At 65.8% G+C, this 15,672-nt stretch carries 13 protein-coding genes; 7 read left to right on the top strand and 6 right to left on the bottom strand.

Going from position 1 to position 15,672, the window contains the following annotated elements; all coding sequences use genetic code 11:
* On the bottom strand, positions 1-768 hold the full coding sequence (locus LJ725_RS24420) for an alpha/beta hydrolase (RefSeq protein WP_268990864.1): 768 nt from the start codon (positions 766-768) through the stop codon (positions 1-3).
* Between the two features lie 67 nt (positions 769-835).
* Between LJ725_RS24420 and LJ725_RS24415 the strand changes: the two genes are divergently transcribed.
* The 5 genes from LJ725_RS24415 (at position 836) to LJ725_RS24395 (ending at position 6,873) form a co-directional block, all read left to right on the top strand.
* Positions 836-3,349: a cation:proton antiporter gene (locus tag LJ725_RS24415; protein WP_230553561.1), complete on the top strand. Its 2,514-nt coding sequence runs from the start codon at positions 836-838 to the stop codon at positions 3,347-3,349.
* A gap of 77 nt (positions 3,350-3,426) precedes the next feature.
* On the top strand, positions 3,427-3,744 hold the full coding sequence (gatC, locus tag LJ725_RS24410) for an Asp-tRNA(Asn)/Glu-tRNA(Gln) amidotransferase subunit GatC (protein ID WP_230553560.1): 318 nt from the start codon (positions 3,427-3,429) through the stop codon (positions 3,742-3,744).
* 3 nt (positions 3,745-3,747) lie between these two features.
* Positions 3,748-5,220 carry an Asp-tRNA(Asn)/Glu-tRNA(Gln) amidotransferase subunit GatA gene (gatA, locus tag LJ725_RS24405; protein ID WP_230553559.1) on the top strand — a complete coding sequence of 491 codons (1,473 nt, stop codon included), beginning with the start codon at positions 3,748-3,750 and terminating at the stop codon, positions 5,218-5,220.
* 16 nt (positions 5,221-5,236) lie between these two features.
* The gene (locus LJ725_RS24400) at positions 5,237-6,733 is read left to right on the top strand and encodes a glycosyltransferase (RefSeq protein WP_230553558.1); all 1,497 of its coding nucleotides are present in this window, start codon (positions 5,237-5,239) and stop codon (positions 6,731-6,733) included.
* A complete protein-coding gene (locus LJ725_RS24395; RefSeq protein ID WP_230553557.1) occupies positions 6,730-6,873 on the top strand; it encodes a hypothetical protein in 144 nt (47 codons plus the stop codon). Before LJ725_RS24400 ends, LJ725_RS24395 begins: the two co-directional genes overlap by 4 nt.
* A gap of 13 nt (positions 6,874-6,886) precedes the next feature.
* Here the strand turns inward: LJ725_RS24395 and LJ725_RS24390 are convergent, their stop codons facing one another.
* Genes LJ725_RS24390 through LJ725_RS24375 form a run of 4 tightly spaced genes read right to left on the bottom strand, consistent with a single transcriptional unit; the run spans position 6,887 to position 10,928 of the window.
* Positions 6,887-7,498: a histidine phosphatase family protein gene (locus LJ725_RS24390; RefSeq protein ID WP_230553556.1), complete on the bottom strand. Its 612-nt coding sequence runs from the start codon at positions 7,496-7,498 to the stop codon at positions 6,887-6,889.
* Complete coding sequence (locus LJ725_RS24385) at positions 7,486-8,454, bottom strand: ATP-grasp domain-containing protein (protein ID WP_230553555.1); 969 nt, start codon at positions 8,452-8,454, stop codon at positions 7,486-7,488. The genes LJ725_RS24390 and LJ725_RS24385 overlap by 13 nt, the downstream gene beginning before the upstream one ends.
* Before the next feature lie 37 nt (positions 8,455-8,491).
* Positions 8,492-9,595: a PIG-L family deacetylase gene (locus LJ725_RS24380; RefSeq protein ID WP_230553554.1), complete on the bottom strand. Its 1,104-nt coding sequence runs from the start codon at positions 9,593-9,595 to the stop codon at positions 8,492-8,494.
* A gap of 19 nt (positions 9,596-9,614) precedes the next feature.
* Positions 9,615-10,928, bottom strand: coding sequence for a tetratricopeptide repeat protein (locus LJ725_RS24375; protein ID WP_230553553.1), 1,314 nt, complete (start codon positions 10,926-10,928; stop codon positions 9,615-9,617).
* 339 nt (positions 10,929-11,267) lie between these two features.
* On the opposite strand from LJ725_RS24375, the gene LJ725_RS24370 reads away from it, so the two are divergent.
* Entirely contained in the window at positions 11,268-12,986 is a 1,719-nt protein-coding gene (locus LJ725_RS24370) for an N-acyl-D-amino-acid deacylase family protein (protein WP_230553552.1), read from the top strand.
* A 60-nt stretch (positions 12,987-13,046) separates the two neighbouring features.
* Here LJ725_RS24370 and LJ725_RS24365 read toward each other — a convergent pair whose 3' ends face one another.
* Entirely contained in the window at positions 13,047-14,030 is a 984-nt protein-coding gene (locus LJ725_RS24365; protein WP_230553551.1) for a Bug family tripartite tricarboxylate transporter substrate binding protein, read from the bottom strand.
* Between the two features lie 191 nt (positions 14,031-14,221).
* Here LJ725_RS24365 and gatB point away from each other — a divergent pair, with 191 nt between their 5' ends.
* Positions 14,222-15,670 (top strand): Asp-tRNA(Asn)/Glu-tRNA(Gln) amidotransferase subunit GatB, encoded by a 1,449-nt coding sequence (gene gatB / locus LJ725_RS24360; protein WP_230553550.1) that lies wholly within the window; start codon positions 14,222-14,224, stop codon positions 15,668-15,670.
* The last annotated feature ends 2 nt before the right edge of the window (positions 15,671-15,672 follow it).

Genomic DNA, 15,672 nt, shown 5'->3' with positions numbered 1-15,672 from the left:
TCAGGCAAGTTTCCCAGTGAGCCAGGTTTCGGCATCGTCGGCGACGCGGTCCCAACCGGGTTGGCCGAGCACCCAGTGTCCCTGACCTTCATACTCGACATAGTCCGAGACGTGGGCGAAGCGCTGCGCGGTTCGGCGAACGACTCCCGGCGGCACCAGTCGATCCTTTTCGGCGCCGACGAACAGCAGAGGCACGGTCACTCTCCGCGGATCGACGAACGCTGCTTTTCTCTTGTCGAGCCATGGCAAGCCGATCTCGAGCAGGGCTCGGCCCGATTCGTGGACGAAACCCGCATGCTCCGCGGTGGCGGTGACGCGGTCGGACGTGTTGAACGTGTAGGTCAGCGCTTCCCCGAGCGTCGCGCGGTGCGGCTTGCGCCACCAGCCCCAGCGCGCCTGGATGCGGGCGAAGGCCATCAGGTTGGAGGGGCGCAGGGCCAGCACGCTGGACGGCGGTGCCGGGGTAAGGAGCACGCCCGCCCGCGCGAGACCTCTGGCACAGAGAAGGAGGGCGATCAGACCGCCCATCGAATGACCGATGACGACCGGCTTGTCCGGCAGCGCGTGAATGGCGGCTTCGAGATCGGCAACATAGTCATGCAGGCTGGTTTCGCCCAGCGCGGCGGGAGGCGAACCTGGTGGCACGTCGTGGTATCGCAGGGAGTGCGCGATCGTTTGCCAACCACGTCCCTCGAGCATGGGGCGCCAGCGATGCCACACCACGGACGTTCCCCACATGCCGTGAATCAGGACTGCCAACCGGGCCATCTCAAAGGTTATAAGGCGTGCAACGGGTCGGGTCGACAAGCGGCCGCAGCAAAGGTGTTCGGATAAGGTGACAGATACGCTCTACGCCCTGCTGGCCATTGCCGTGGTCCTGACGGTCGTCAGCGTCCTGGTGCCGCTCGCGGAACGGTTCAGGCTGCCCCACACGGTCCTGCTGGCCATCGCCGGCATGGGCATGGGGTTCCTGGGATCATGGATCATCGCCGGCGGGCTCAGGCTCGGCGTCTTCACCGATGCCTTTATCGGTCTCGACAAGTTGGAAGTGGGAACCGAACTGTTCCTGCCCCTGTTCCTGCCGCCGCTCCTGTTCACGGCCGGCCTCACGATCGACGTGCGCCGCCTGATGGACGAGATCCATGCGGTGCTGTTGCTCGCGATCGTGGCCGTACTCGTGTGTATCGCGTGCGTAGCAGGCGTCGTGCATCTGGCGACCGGCATGGACATCGTCGTCTGCCTGCTCCTGGGCGCCGTGGTCTCGACGACCGATCCGGCCGCGGTCATCGGCATCTTCCGCGACGTCGGGGCGCCGAAGCGGCTGTCGATCCTGGCGGAAGGCGAATCGCTGCTGAACGATGCGGTCGCCATCGCCGCCTTCGGGCTGTTCATGGGCATCCTGGTCGCCCGGGCCTCGACCGACGGGAGCGGCATGCCGGCCGATCCGACCTCGGCGATCGCGGTGTTCCTGCGGGAGTTCGTGGGCGGCCTCGTGCTCGGCTTCTCGATGGCGCGCATCGCCATCATGATCCTGCCGCGGCTGGGCGAATCCGATGCGGCCATCGCGTCCGTGACCGTGAGCCTCTGCTATCTCAGCTTCATCATTGCCGACAAGTACATCCACGTTTCCGGCGTTGTCGCCGTGGTGATGGCCGCGCTGACCATCGCCGCCTACGGGCCGACCCATCTTCATCCGAGGCAGTGGACCGCGCTGCGTCAGGTATGGGCGCAACTCGAATTCTGGGCGAACTGCCTGATCTTCGTCCTGGCCTCGATGGTCGCGGCCGACGTGCTGCTGAAGATCACCTGGCTCTATGTCTGGGGCGTTCTCGCGGTCGCCATCGGCGCTTTCGCGGCCCGCGCTCTGGTCGTGTTCGGAATGTTGCCGGTACTGGAGGGCTTCCGGCTCGTCCAGCCGGTGAACCGGCGCTACAAGGCGATCCTGGTATGGGGCGGCCTGCGCGGTGCGGTGACGATCGTGCTGGCGATGGTCGCGGCGGGCAACGAGCAGCTTCCTGAACCGGTGCGCGACTTCATTGCGATCTCGGCGGTGCTGTTCGTGCTGTTCACGCTGTTCGTGAATGCGACCACCCTCGGCCTGGTCATGCACCTGTTCGGGCTCGACAAGCTCAGCCGGCTGGAACTGGCGCTGCGCGACCGCGTGCTGGCGCTCTCCCGCGTCAATGTCGAGAAGCATCTCCAGCAGATCATTCGCCAGCACAACGAACGGACGGACGGCTTTGCCGTGGATCCGGCCTCGGCGGGCGATCCCTCGGTCGAACCCGTGCCGCCGGAACTGGCGCTCGATCTCGAGGAGAGGGTGAAGATCGGGCTGGTGACGCTCTGCACGCGCGAGAAGGAACTCTATCTCGAGCTTTTCGAGCAGCAGATCCTGTCGCGACGCATGGTGGCCGTCCTCGCGGCGAATGCCGACCGGCTCATCGATACCGTTCGCGACAAGGGCGCCAAAGGCTACGAGCAGTGGCTCGAGGAGATTTCGCGCCCGGACCGGGGATTCCGCTTCGCCTTGTGGCTGCACCGGCGCTTCGGCTTCGAGCGGATGCTGACGGATAGGCTGGCGGATCGCTTCGAAATCCTGATGGTGTCGCTCAGCGTCCTCAGCGAACTCACGACCTTCAACGCCAACTCGATCGCGGACCTGCTGGGACACGACGCGGAGGCAAGCCTCGCCGCGGTGATCGGCAATCGCCAGCGCGGCGTCGAAGGCGCGCTCAGGGCGTTGTCGCTGCAATATCCCGGCTATTCCGAGTCGGTGCAGCAGCGCCAGCTGGAGCGCGCCGCCATCCGCTACGAGGGGGCGGAGTACATCCGGCGACTGCACGAGGGCATCATAAGCCGCGAGGTCTACAACGACCTGCGCGACAAGCTCGCGGAACGGCGCGGTGCAGTGAGCCAGCGTCCGCCGCTGGATCTGGGCCTGGAGCTGCAGGCCATGATCGGTCGAGTGTCCCTGTTCGCCGGACTCGACCAGCACACGATCGTCGAAGTCGGCAAGCGGTTGCGGGCGCTGGTCGCCTTCCCGGGAGAAACGATCATCAAGGTCGGCGGACCGCCCGATGCCATGTACTTCGTTGCGGCCGGCGAGGTGACGGTGCACACCAAGACGATAGTCGTGACCCTCAAGGAGGGCGATTTCTTCGGCGAGATGGGCCTGCTCAGCGCACAGCCCCGCAACGCCGACGTGGTGGCGAGCGGCTACACCCATCTGCTGGTTCTCTATCGCCGGGACTTCAACAAGCTGCTCGCCGGCCGTCCCGAGGTGAGGGCGGCCGTCGAGAAAGTCGCTGCGCAGCGCGTCGCTGCGAACCGGGCCGAGCCCGCCCGCTAGGCTGGTTGCTCCCTGATGGCAAAGGCGCTACCAACCGCGCCTAAGACGCTGTTTTTGAGCGGTTTTGGAGTGTTTGGATGTCGCTCGACAAGGACACGGTGGCGCGCATCGCGCGGCTTGCCCGTCTCAAGGTGCCGGATGAGGAGCTCGCGCCGCTGGCCGGCGAGCTGTCGGGCATTTTTGCCTGGATCGAGCAACTGAACGAGGTCGACACGAAGAATGTCGAGCCGATGTCGTCGGTGTCGGACGTGACGCTGCCGATGCGCGCCGACAAGGTCACGGACGGCGGTGTCGCGGCCAAGGTCCTCGCGAACGCGCCGGGTGGGGCGGTCTACATCGATCCGTCGGACAGGAATGCCGGCGGCTTCTTCACCGTGCCTAAAGTGGTGGAGTAGGCGATGGCTGCCCTGACCGATCTCACCATCGCCCAGCTTTCGGCGACACTTGCGAAGAAGGAGGCCAGTGCCGTCGAGGTGGCGGACGCCCACCTCGGGAAGCTCGACGAGCATCGGGCGCTGAACGCCTTCATCACCGAGACGCCGGACAAGGCACGGGAGATGGCGAAAGCCTCGGATGCGCGCCGCGCCCGCGGCGAGGCGGGCCTGCTCGAAGGCGTGCCGCTCGCCATCAAGGACCTGTTCTGCACCGAAGGCGTCCAGACAACTGCCGCTTCCGCCATCCTCAAGGGGTTCGTTCCCCCGTACGAGAGCACGGTCACGGCGAACCTGTGGAAGTCGGGCGCGGTGATGGTCGGCAAGACCAACCTCGACGAATTCGCCATGGGTTCCTCGAACATGACCAGCCATTTCGGTGGCGTCGAGAATCCGTGGAAGCGCAAGGGCGACAACCGCAAGCTGGTGCCCGGCGGCTCGTCGGGCGGCTCGGCCGCGGCGGTGGCAGCCTACATGGTGCCCGGCAGCACGGGAACCGATACCGGCGGCTCGATCCGGCAGCCGGCTTCCTTCTGCGGTATCGTCGGCTTGAAGCCGACCTACGGCCGCTGCTCGCGCTGGGGTGTCGTGGCGTTCGCGAGCTCGCTCGATCAGCCGGGTCCGTTCGCCCGCACCGTGGAAGACACCGCGCTGATGCTGCAGGCCATGTCGGGCCACGATCCGAAGGATTCGACCTCGGCGCCGCTGCCGGTTCCGGATTTCGCCGCCGCGGCGCGCAATCCCGACATCAGGGGCATGAGGGTCGGCATTCCGAAGGAGTACCGCGTCGACGGGACGTCCGAGGAAATCGTGACGCTGTGGGCTCGCGGTGTGGACATGCTGAAGGCCGCCGGCGCCGAGCCGGTCGAAGTCTCGCTGCCCCACACCAAGTATGCGCTGCCGGCCTACTACATCGTGGCGCCGGCGGAATGCTCGTCGAACCTGGCGCGCTACGACGGCGTGCGATTCGGATTGCGCGTGCCGGGCAAGGATCTGACCGAGCTGTACGAGAACACGCGCGGTGCCGGCTTCGGCAAGGAAACCCGCCGCCGCATCCTGATCGGCACCTACGTGCTTTCGGCGGGCTACTACGACGCCTACTACAGGAAGGCGCAGCAGATCCGTGCCCTCATCGCGCGCGATTTCAAGCAAGCCTTCGAGAAGTGCGACGTGCTGCTGACGCCGACCGCGCCCACGGCTGCCTTCGCCGCCGGCGACAAGATGGACGATCCGGTGACCATGTATCTCAACGACATGTTCACCATCCCGGCGTCGATGGCGGGCCTTCCGGGCATTTCGGTGCCGGCCGGTCTCGACAAGGACGGGCTGCCGCTCGGCCTGCAGCTGATCGGCCGCGCCTTCGACGAGGAGACGCTGCTGCGTGCGGCGGCCGCGCTGGAAAAGGCGGCGGCTTTCAGCGGCCGGGCGACGGGATACTGACCCCCCGGATCATCGCATGAGCTCGATCGAGCCGACGGACCTGCTGGCAGCCTTCTTCCTGGTGGCGATGCTGCTGGGCATGGTGCCGACGGTGGCGTCGCTCGTGCAGTATGTGATCATCGGCTGGCAGAGCGTCCGCAACAACTACTCGAAGTGCGCCGACTACACACCGCGGGTCGCCTTCGTCCTGCCGGCGTGGAACGAGGCCGACGTCATCGGCTCGAGCATCGATTCGCTGATGAGCCTTCACTATCCCGAAGGTCACTGGCGAATCTACGTCGTCGACGATGCCAGCACGGACGATACGCCCGCGGTAATGCGCGAGAAGATGGCGCAGTATCCGGGCTCGGTGTTCCACCTCCGGCGTGAGGTCGGAGGGCAGGGCAAGGCTCACACGCTCAATCACGGCCTCAGCATCATCCTCTCGGAGGACTGGGCCGAGGCGGTCATGATCATGGACGCCGACGTGCTCTTCGAGCCCGTGACCCTGCGACGGATGACGCGACACCTGGCGGATCCCAGCGTGGGTGGCGTGACCGCCTATGTGAAGGAGGGAAGCTTTCCGGGCAACCTTGTCACCCGCTTCGTGGCCTTCGAGTACATCACGGCGCAGGCGGCGGCCCGGCGCGCACAGAACGTTCTCGGGGTGCTCGCGTGCATGGCCGGCGGCGCCCAGCTCCATAGCCGGGAGAACCTGATCGCGATCGGTGGCCAGATCGACACGAGCTCGCTGGCGGAGGACACGTTTACGACCTTCAAGACTCAGCTCGCGGGGCGGCGCGTCGTGTTCGACGGCAATGCCATCGTCTGGGCGGAGGAGCCCGACAGTCTGGCCGCGCTCTGGAAGCAGCGGATCCGCTGGGCGCGCGGCAACCTTCAGCTCACCTCGGCCTTCCGGAACCTGTGGTTCAGGCGCAGCCAGCATCCCAAGCTCGGCGGCGTCACCTTCGGCGTCCTGTGGTTCAGCGTGGCGCTCCTGCCGGTGTTCATGATCCTGGGCTCGATCGGCATCATCGGTCTCTATTATCTTCGTCCGCCTTGGGCCTGGTCCGCGTTCACGGCGCTGTGGAGTGCCACGCTCGTCGTCTATCTGTTCGAGACGCTGTTCTCGCTGATGATCGACCCGGAGACGGGAAAACGTGCGTGGCTGGAGGGCCTACTGTTCCCCGGGCTGGTGTCGATCATCATCATGCTGATGATCCTGGTGCCCCCGTCGGCCAATCCGCTCTTCAACGGCCCCTACTGGTCGGGCGATGTCGGGTGGTCGTGGCGTGACATTCCCGTCCAGGTGATGCTCGCCTGGCCCGGCATCTCGACCTTCTTCGCCTGGCTCGTCTTTCGCGCCGACCGCGCGGGGGCGCCGCATTGGCTGCGCAACCTGCTCCTGATCGTGATCGGCTATGGCCCGGTCATGTGCGCCATCTCCTTCGGCGCCATGGCGGCGCAATACAAGAATGCGGACCTGCGCTGGGACAAGACGGTGAAGTCGGGCAAGGCGAGGATCCGGAAATGAGCGTAGACAAGGAGTCCGAATACGACCGGCTGATGAGGGCCGACCGAAAGGCTGAGGGGCGCCTCATCTGGAGCGAGCTGATCTCGCTGGTCTTCGTCGCGGGCCTCGTTGCGGCCTATATGCTCTTCTTTCCTGCCTGAGCGGGGTACGCGCTCAGCCGCCGTTCCCTCTGAGCGCCTGACCGCTCAGCTCGACGATCTCGCCGTTTGCGAGCGGCGTCGCCACCTCGGTTGCGCGATAGCGGCGCATCCAGTCGGGGGTCGCTTCGAAGCCGGCCGTCAAGCCGATCATGAAGGCACGGAAGAACTGACCGTGACCGACCGCGACCACGAAGCCTCCGTCGAGACCCAGCAGGCGATCGTTGAAGGCACGCAGCCGGGCCATGAAACCGCCGAACGACTCGGCATCCGGCCCGTCGAGATAGTCGGGGTCGCAGCGGTCCCAGTAGGCGTCGATCATCGGTTTGCGCGTCACGGCCGTCGTACCGCGGCAGCGCTCGGGGCTGAGATAGGTCAGTTCCGAGATGTCCCATGTCTCGCAGGGCGCCTGAGGCCAGCGCTCCTGAACGGGGCCGCAGGTCTGACGCGCACGCAGGAACGGAGACACGACCAGCAGGTCCGGTTGCCGGTCGATGCGGCGGGCCACGGCCCTGGCCTGTTCGAGGCCGAGCGGCGTCAGAGGAACGTCGCCATGGCCGACCGCGGGGAGGCCGGCATTGGAGGTGCTCTGGCCGTGACGAACAAGCCAGACGGCTAGCGGCGGCACAGCTTCTCCCACTCCGTCGAGTCGCAGTAATGCTCGGTCCAATAGCGCACGACCATGATCTCCCTGAACGGCAGCAGCCCATCCGGCATGTCCCGGCCCAGGACGTCGTCGACCATGAGCTTCGGCATGTCGATGCCCGAAGCGGTGGTGAGCGGCAGAGTGCCGGGAAAGCGCGGGTTGATTTCGAGCAGCTTGAAGACTCCATCGGCCGCACGCTTGAACTGGATGTTGGCCACGTAGCGGATGCCGATCACCTGGGCGATTCGAACGGCCGATGCGATCAGCTCCTCATTGCGCAGGGTGCGGGCCGTGACGGCGACGCCCGAGTCGGTCTTCATGCGTTCGCGCGGGACCGCGGCCATGACCCGGCCGTCGCTGTGGACGTAGACATCGACGGAATACTCCTCGCCCGTCAGGTACTCCTGCAGCAGCAGAGACCCGTCCATCGCCTGGGCCTCCAGCTCGCGCCGGCTGGCGATCTTTTCCGCGCCGCGCGAACCCGCACCGCTGCGTGGCTTCACGAAGCGGGGGAATGTGTCCACGCGCGCCGCGACCGCCGGCGTCAGGGGCTCGCTGTCGGGAACGGGGGCAAGTCCCCGCAGTCGGTTGATCAGCAGGTTCTTGTCGCGGCAGACCTCAAGCGCCTCGAGAGGCGAGATGGGAAGCGCCACGCCCAGCACCTCGAAGTCGGCACGCGCGGAGGCGAGCGGCACGAACTCCGAGTCGACCGTCGGAAGCAGCAGCTCGATCGACCGGGCGCGGCAGGCCGCGTGTAGCGCCGGCGCGAGCTCGGGAGAATCGCCGCGCGGCACGATCAGCCGCCGGTCTTCCGGGACGAGGTAGAGTCCTGCCGCGCAGGGGTCTATGTCCGCCATGTGGAGTTCATGGTCGGCGGACAGGCTTTTCCAGACGCTGATGGCCGACGGGCCACCCGCACCGGTTATCAGGATACGCATCGATCCGTCCTCTTGGTCCGGTGCCGCGGAATCGCGGTCACCCTGCCGCCGCCGACCGCGACTCCCGGGGCGACGGTGCGTCACCCTCCGTGTTGTCGAGCGCGCTGTCGCGCTGGCGCACGACGGTCATGGGTTCGGCGAGCACATGCCCGGCATATCGGCCCCAGTAGCGCGCGGTCGCCAGGATGACATCGTCCTGCAGCAAAGGGCTGCGGTTGACCTGGCTGTCATAGGCCCGGATGGCGCGCAGCTTGTTCTCGATGAACGGGGTGATGTCGATGAAGAAGTTGGGCCGGAAGTCCACGGTCGAGGAGGGCGCCTGATAGCAGTAGACGTTGGGCACGCCGCGGGCGGCGACCAGCGTCGCTGCATGCACGGCCCGATGGTCCTGGTGCGTGTCCTCGGCGGCATGCGTGTAGACGTGCGTCGGCCGGAACTCGCGGATCGCCGCCTCGATCAGCTCGATCGTGCGGGTGCCTTCGGAAATGAGGGTATCGGTGAAATCGCCGAACTCGAGCCGTGCGCCCAGCAGGGCGGCGGCATTGCGGGCCTCCTGGGTGCGCGCGTTGGTATCGCCACCGGCGGCGCCGCGGCTCAGGGTCAGGATGGCCACGGCGTCGCCATCGGTCCGATGCTTCGCCAATGTCCCGCCGCAGCCGATTTCGACGTCGTCGGGATGGGCTCCGATGGCAAGAACGCGGCGTTGCTGGCGCTGGCGCCGCCTGCGGGCCTCGGCGGCAAGCTGAAGGACCTGGTCCGTGAAATGCTCGACGTTGACGGGCTTGAACATCAGGCATTCGATGCGGCACTGCACGGCCATGCGGATCGCCTCCGGGCAGTTCGACCGCACGACGACCAGGGTGGAACTGTAGCGATTGAGCGTCTTGGTCTGCTTCAGAAACTCGAAACCGCCGGCAATGCTGGGATCGACCGCCACCACGTCCCATTCGCGCTCGGCCATCATGCGTTCGGCGTCCGAGGCCGCGGTGACATAGCCGACATGAAGGTTTCGTTCCGTCGAGAGTCTGAGGCGGCCGAGAGCCGCATCGGATTCATCGTCGTCGACGAACAGGATGTTGAGCGGTTCCTTGACCGGCGCCTTCACCATGCGGAGCTGATTTGGCTGCGGAGGCTTCTTCATCGCTTGGGTCATTTGGGCATTACCAGTTAATGCGAAGGCCGGCGGTTGCACGCGTGTCGGCATTGATCGAGTTGTAGGCAATCGAGCCGGTCACTCCGAAGCGCTCGGTCACCGGGACGATGGCGCGCGCATGGAGGTCGACGTTGTTGATCATCGGGCTGTAGCCGACGCCGAAAACGACCAGCAGATTCTCCGGGCCGCGATAGGTGACGTCGAACACCCAGCTGAAGATGTTCTGATAGTTGTTGAAGATTCCCTGGGCGGAGCTGAAGACGCTGGGGCCCACTTCCCAGGAATCCGAGAGAATGAGGCCGAGGCCGGTCCTGATCAGGCGGCCGTTCCACTGCGTCGCCCCGAATGCCTGGCGATAGGTGCCGAAGCACTTGATGCGATCGGTCACGTAGAAGCCGACGCCGCCCTCGATCCAGTGCTCGGACGGCAGCGTGGCGTGCGTGCGATAGTCGTAGGTCAGCGACAGGTTATAGAAGGTCGGCACCGCGTGATAGAAGCCGAGGCGCACATCGTTAGACGGCAGGACCGCAAGACCGATCGAGCTCACCGTCACCAGCTCGTTCGTGAAATGATACTCGCCGATTTCGATCGTGTTGAAGGCGTCGAGCCCGATCAGCGCCGAGGCGCCGAAGCCCCATGAATTGCCGTTCGTCGTCGATACATAGGCGCCGCTGGTGTCGAAGACGTACTTGTAGACGTCGTTCACCTTGGTGAGCGCGTACTTCGCTTCGTCGTTGTTCGGGTCCTTTGCCAATACGGTCTCGAATTCAGACCGCGCCTTCTCGCGGTTGCGGTTGGCAAGCTGGAGCCAGGCGAGTCCGTTCAGCGCGTCCGCATCCCAGGGATCCTTCTTCAGCATCCGTTCGTAGATCAGGCGGGCGTCTTCGAGGCGTTGCTGGCTGCGGTCGACCCTCGCCAGCCCCAGCAAGGCCGCGCGGTCGTCCGGATCGCGGGCCAGCAGGGCGCGGTAGACCTGTGCGGCCTGCGACGCATGCTTCGGTTCGAGCGTGAAGGCGAGTTCCAGCGCGGGATTGGGTTCCGTCGGAGCCAGTTCGTAGGCACGGCGCAGTTGCGCAATGGCCTCCGTGCGGTCGCCGGCATCGCGCGCCATCACGCCGAGGAACATGTAGACGCGATAGTCCCGGGAGCCGGCGCGTTCGCACGCCGCCAACAGCTCCCGCAGCCGGGGCAGTGGTTTGGGCTGCTCCCCGAACAGACGCTGAGCCTCATCGACATCGCAGGCCTGCTGGGCTTCCACGGCCCATGGGGTCGACGACATCAGCCAGGCGGTAAGGACGACGCTCCAACCGCGACGCACCATTTCCCACTTACCCGACCCGGCAATGGCAGCCAGCCCGGTCCCAAGAGCCGCCCCACGCGGCCTACGCTACACCCAAGGACGCGTCCCCACGCGTCCTCCACACGCACCATGCGGTAGCACGAAACAGCATATTCGTTAATCTCAATCTTGGTGCAATTTATTAAATTTTGCATGAAATCGTTCACGAAATCGCCATCGGCGCCGCAGAGCACCCGATACCCTTCCGGGAGTTCCGCACGGTGCAGACAGAGGGAAATTCCCGGCCGGTGCACGAGCGGGCGGTGAAGACGACTGCCATTCGGCCGCGTAAGCTCATCGTCAAATCGGGAGTGAACGAACATGGCGGATTTCGATCTCGTGGTGCGTGGCGGCAACCTGGCGGACGGTACCGGGGCCGCGATCAGGGAAGCCGACGTCGCGGTGAAGGATGGCCGGATTGCCGCTGTCGGCAAGGTGAGCGGGCAGGGCCGGGAGGAGATCGAAGGCAAGGGCTTGCTGGTCACGCCCGGCTTCGTCGACATCCATACCCATTATGATGGCCAGGCCACCTGGGATTCTTACCTCCAGCCGTCGAGCTGGCACGGCGTCACCACGGCGGTGATGGGCAATTGCGGTGTCGGCTTCGCGCCGGTGAAGATCGAGGACCGGCAGCGCCTGATCGAGCTGATGGAAGGCGTCGAGGACATTCCCGGCGCCGCGCTTGACGAGGGCCTCAACTGGTCGTGGGAGTCGTTCGGCCAGTATCTCGATGCGCTCGACGCCAAGCCGCGCGACATGGATCTCGGCGCCCAGCTGCCGCACGGCGCGCTCCGCGTCTTTGTGATGGGCGAGCGCGCCGCGCGGCTGGAAGAGGCGACGCCGGAAGAAGTGGCGCAGATGCGGGCGCTGACGGCGCAGGCGATGCGCGACGGCGCCCTTGGCTTCTCGACCTCACGCACCTTGAACCATCGTACGGTGAAAGGCGATCCGACGCCGTCGCTGCGCGCCTCGGAAGAGGAACTTCTCGGCATCGCGCTCGGCATGAAGGATGCCGGCCGCGGCGTGATCGAATTCATCTCCGACTTCAACACGCCCAATCCCGAGAGCGAGTTCGAGATGCTCGACCGGCTGCTCACCGCCTCGGGCCGTCCGTTCTCGGTGTCGCTGGCGCAGCGCCATTCGCGTCCCGACGGCTGGCGGCGCCTGCTCGGCCTGGTCGAGGGGCTGGTCGCCAAGGGCCACAGCGCCAAGGCGCAGGTCGCGCCGCGCCCGATCGGCGTGCTGCAGGGCCTGCAGGCGAGCCGTATCCCGTTCTCGATGTGCGCCGCCTACAAGGAGATCCAGCACAAGTCGGTGGAAGAGCGGCTGGCGATCATGCGCGATCCGGCCTTCCGCGCCCGCATCCTGAAGGAGAGCAGCGAGCCGATGCGCTCCGAGATGGCACAGCGCCTCACCGACTTCGACCGCATGTTCCCGCTGGGCGATCCGCCCAACTACGAGCCGCCGCAGGAGACCTCGTTCGGCGCCCGGGCTGCGCGAGAGGGCCGCGATCCGCGCGAGCTGATCTACGATTATTTGATCGAGGGCGAGGGCAAGAACTTCATCTTCGCGCCGTTCGCGAACTACGCCGCCTACAATCTCGATTGCTGCAGCGAGATGATGCAGAGCCCGCATACGCTGATCGGCCTCGGCGACGGCGGCGCGCATGTCGGCCTGATCTCGGATGGCTCCTATCCGACCTATCTGCTCCAGCACTGGGGCCGCGACCGCAAGCAGGGAAGGCTCGACGTGTCCTGGCTGGTGAAACGCCACACGCAGGACAATGCCAAGGCGGTCGGCCTCGGCGATCGCGGTGTCGTGGCGGTCGGCAAGAAGGCGGATCTCAACGTCATCGACTTCGACCGGCTGCGCGTCGAGGCGCCGGTGATGAAGTGGGACTTGCCGGCCGGCGGCAAGCGCCTGCTGCAGCGCGCGACGGGCTACCGGGCGACCATAGTGTCGGGTCAGGTCACGTATCGCGACGGCGAGGCAACCGGCGCGTTGCCGGGCCGCCTGGTGCGCGGCGCGCAGGCCGGTTGATCGGGCCCGCGCGGCACTGACAACGAGGGCGCCTGGTCGCCCTTGATGGTCCCGGGGCGACTAGTCGCCCTTGATGTCGTTGTCCTTGATGACCTTGAACCAGCGCTCCTGCTCGCTCTTCTGGTAGGCCGCGAACTCCTCGGGCGAGGTCGTCAGGATTTCCATGTTGAACTGGTCGATGAACTTCTGCGTCACGTCGGGCGCGAGCACGGCCTTCTTGATCTCGGCATGCATGCGGTCGACGATCGGGCGCGGCGTGCCGGTCGGCGCGTAGACGCCCCACCACGAATAGGACGGGAAGGCCTTCACGCCCTGCTCGATGAGAGTCGGCGTGTCGGGCAGCGCCGGGGTGCGCTTCTCGCCGGTCACGGCGAGCGCCCGGACTTTGTTGGCACGGACGTGCGGGCTGAAGGAGGTCAGGCTGCCGATGGCGACGTCCGTGACTCCGGCAAGGATGTCCTGATTGAGCGGTCCGCCGCCCTTGTAGGGAATCAGGTTGAGGTCGACGCCGTTCTCCTTCTTGATCAGCGTCATCAGCACCAGCGCCTGGCTGGCGCCCAGCACGCCGACATTGACCTTGCCCGGCCGCGCCTTGGCGTCGGCGATCACCTCGGCGAAGGTCTTGTACGGCCGGTCGGGATGCGCGCAGATCGCCTGCGGCGTGCGCCCGATCTGCATCACGTTGAACAGTTCGGAATCCTTGTAGGGCAGTCCCGACGCGAAGGCGGGGTTGAGGATGTGGCTGTCGAAGGTCAGCATCCAGGTCTGGCCGTCGGGCGCCGACTTGGCCGCGATCGCCGAGCCGACGGCACCTGTGCCACCCGGCTTGTTGTCCACGAGGATGTTCCAGCCGGTGTTCTCGATCATCTTGGCCTGGATGATGCGCGCCACCGGGTCGGTCGAACCGCCGGGCGGGAAGGGCACGATGATCTTGAGGGCACCCTTGGGCCAGTCGGCGGCGCCCTGGGCACGGGCGAGGGCCGGAGCCCCCAGAGCGGCGGCAGCCGCGCCAGCCAGCAGCGTACGGCGTTTGAACGTCGTCATGAAATCCTCCCTGCGGATACGTCTTGTTGTGAGCGATTTCAGGCTCGCTCCTGAGGCATGCTTTTACTTCAGCATCTTCGACGTCGGGAAGCGCGATGTTGTGCCGAAATTGTGGCGTGACGGATCGATGGGAGCGTCGGCGGAGGCTCGATCCTTTTGCCAAGCGGGTCGTCATTGGCTATCTACCGGCCATGTCGCTGATCAAAGGTGAAACCGGCGAGTGGGAGATCGTGCTAGGGCTGGAAGTCCATGCCCAGGTGATTTCCGACGCTAAACTCTTTTCCGGCGCCCCGACCACGTTCGGGGCCGATCCCAACACGCAGGTGTCGCTGGTCGACGCCGCCATGCCCGGCATGCTGCCCGTGATCAACGAGCGCTGCGTGGAGCAGGCGATCCGGACCGGGCTCGGCCTCAATGCCAAGATCAACCTGCGCTCGATCTTCGACCGGAAGAACTATTTCTACCAGGACCTGCCGCAGGGCTATCAGATCTCGCAGTACAAGGATCCGATCGTGGGCGAGGGCGCGGTCGAGATCGACCTGCCGGACGGCAAGACCCGCACCATCGGCATCGAACGGCTGCACCTCGAGCAGGACGCCGGCAAGAGCCTGCACGACCAGCATCCTAGCCAGACCTATGTCGACCTGAACCGGTCGGGCGTGGCGCTGATGGAGATCGTCAGCAAGCCGGACATGCGCTCGGCGGATGAGGCCGCGGCGTATCTCGCCAAGCTGCGCTCGATCGTACGCTATCTCGGCACCTGCGACGGGAACATGGATGAGGGCTCCATGCGCTGTGACGTCAACGTATCGGTGCGTAGGCCGGGCGGCGAACTGGGCACGCGCTGCGAAATCAAGAACGTAAACTCGATCCGCTTCGTGAAGCAGGCGATCGAGTACGAGGCGCGTCGCCAGATCGAGGTGATCGAAAGTGGTGGCACGATCAAACAGGAGACTCGGAACTTCGATTCGGGACGCGGCGAGACGCGCTCATCGCGTTCGAAGGAAGATGCGCAGGATTATCGCTACTTCCCCGATCCCGACCTGCTGCCGCTGATCTTCACGCAGGAGTATGTCGACCAGATCCGCGCCACCCTGCCGGAACTGCCCGACGCGCGGAAGAACCGCTACATCAAGGATTACGGCCTCTCGCCCTACGACGCGGGCGTTCTGACGGCGGAGAAGGAAACGGCCGAGTTCTTCGAAGCCGTCGCCAAGGGTCGCGACGCCAAGCAGGCGGCGAATCTCGTGACGGGCGATTTCTTTGCCATGCTGAAACGGCGGAGCGCGACCGTCGAGACCTCGCCGATCAGCGCCGCCAACCTGGGCAAGTTGCTCGACCTTCAAGCCGACGGCACGATCTCGGGCCGCATCGCCAAGGACCTGTTCGTCGCCATGGAAGAGACGGGCAAGGATCCGGCTGTCCTGGTCGAGGAGCGCGGGCTGAAGCAGGTGACCGACACCGGCGCGATCGAGGCGGCCATCAAGGCCGTGATCGACGCCAACCCGGGGCAGGTGGCGGCCTACAAGGCGAAGCCCACCATGTTCGGCTGGTTCGTCGGCCAGGTCATGAAGTCGACCGGCGGCAAGGCCAACCCGAAGGTCGTCAACGAGCTGCTGAAAAAAGTGCTGGACGCCTGACC

It is taken from the genome of Reyranella aquatilis (assembly GCF_020880995.1).
GTDB lineage: Bacteria > Pseudomonadota > Alphaproteobacteria > Reyranellales > Reyranellaceae > Reyranella > Reyranella aquatilis.
Note: the sequence above shows the minus strand (reverse complement) of the source record. Positions and strands in the feature narration are given on the sequence as shown.

Bases quoted from the DNA above. Each gene is read 5' to 3' on its own strand.
- LJ725_RS24380 (WP_230553554.1), bottom strand. From the start codon at position 9,595: ATGAAGAAGCCTCCGCAGCCAAATCAGCTCCGCATGGTGAAGGCGCCG.
- LJ725_RS24375 (WP_230553553.1), bottom strand. From the start codon at position 10,928: ATGGTGCGTCGCGGTTGGAGCGTCGTCCTTACCGCCTGGCTGATGTCG.
- gatA (WP_230553559.1), top strand. From the start codon at position 3,748: ATGGCTGCCCTGACCGATCTCACCATCGCCCAGCTTTCGGCGACACTT.
- LJ725_RS24395 (WP_230553557.1), top strand. From the start codon at position 6,730: ATGAGCGTAGACAAGGAGTCCGAATACGACCGGCTGATGAGGGCCGAC.
- LJ725_RS24365 (WP_230553551.1), bottom strand. From the start codon at position 14,030: ATGACGACGTTCAAACGCCGTACGCTGCTGGCTGGCGCGGCTGCCGCC.
- gatC (WP_230553560.1), top strand. From the start codon at position 3,427: ATGTCGCTCGACAAGGACACGGTGGCGCGCATCGCGCGGCTTGCCCGT.
- gatB (WP_230553550.1), top strand. From the start codon at position 14,222: ATGTCGCTGATCAAAGGTGAAACCGGCGAGTGGGAGATCGTGCTAGGG.
- LJ725_RS24385 (WP_230553555.1), bottom strand. From the start codon at position 8,454: ATGCGTATCCTGATAACCGGTGCGGGTGGCCCGTCGGCCATCAGCGTC.
- LJ725_RS24420 (WP_268990864.1), bottom strand. From the start codon at position 768: ATGGCCCGGTTGGCAGTCCTGATTCACGGCATGTGGGGAACGTCCGTG.
- LJ725_RS24370 (WP_230553552.1), top strand. From the start codon at position 11,268: ATGGCGGATTTCGATCTCGTGGTGCGTGGCGGCAACCTGGCGGACGGT.
- LJ725_RS24400 (WP_230553558.1), top strand. From the start codon at position 5,237: ATGAGCTCGATCGAGCCGACGGACCTGCTGGCAGCCTTCTTCCTGGTG.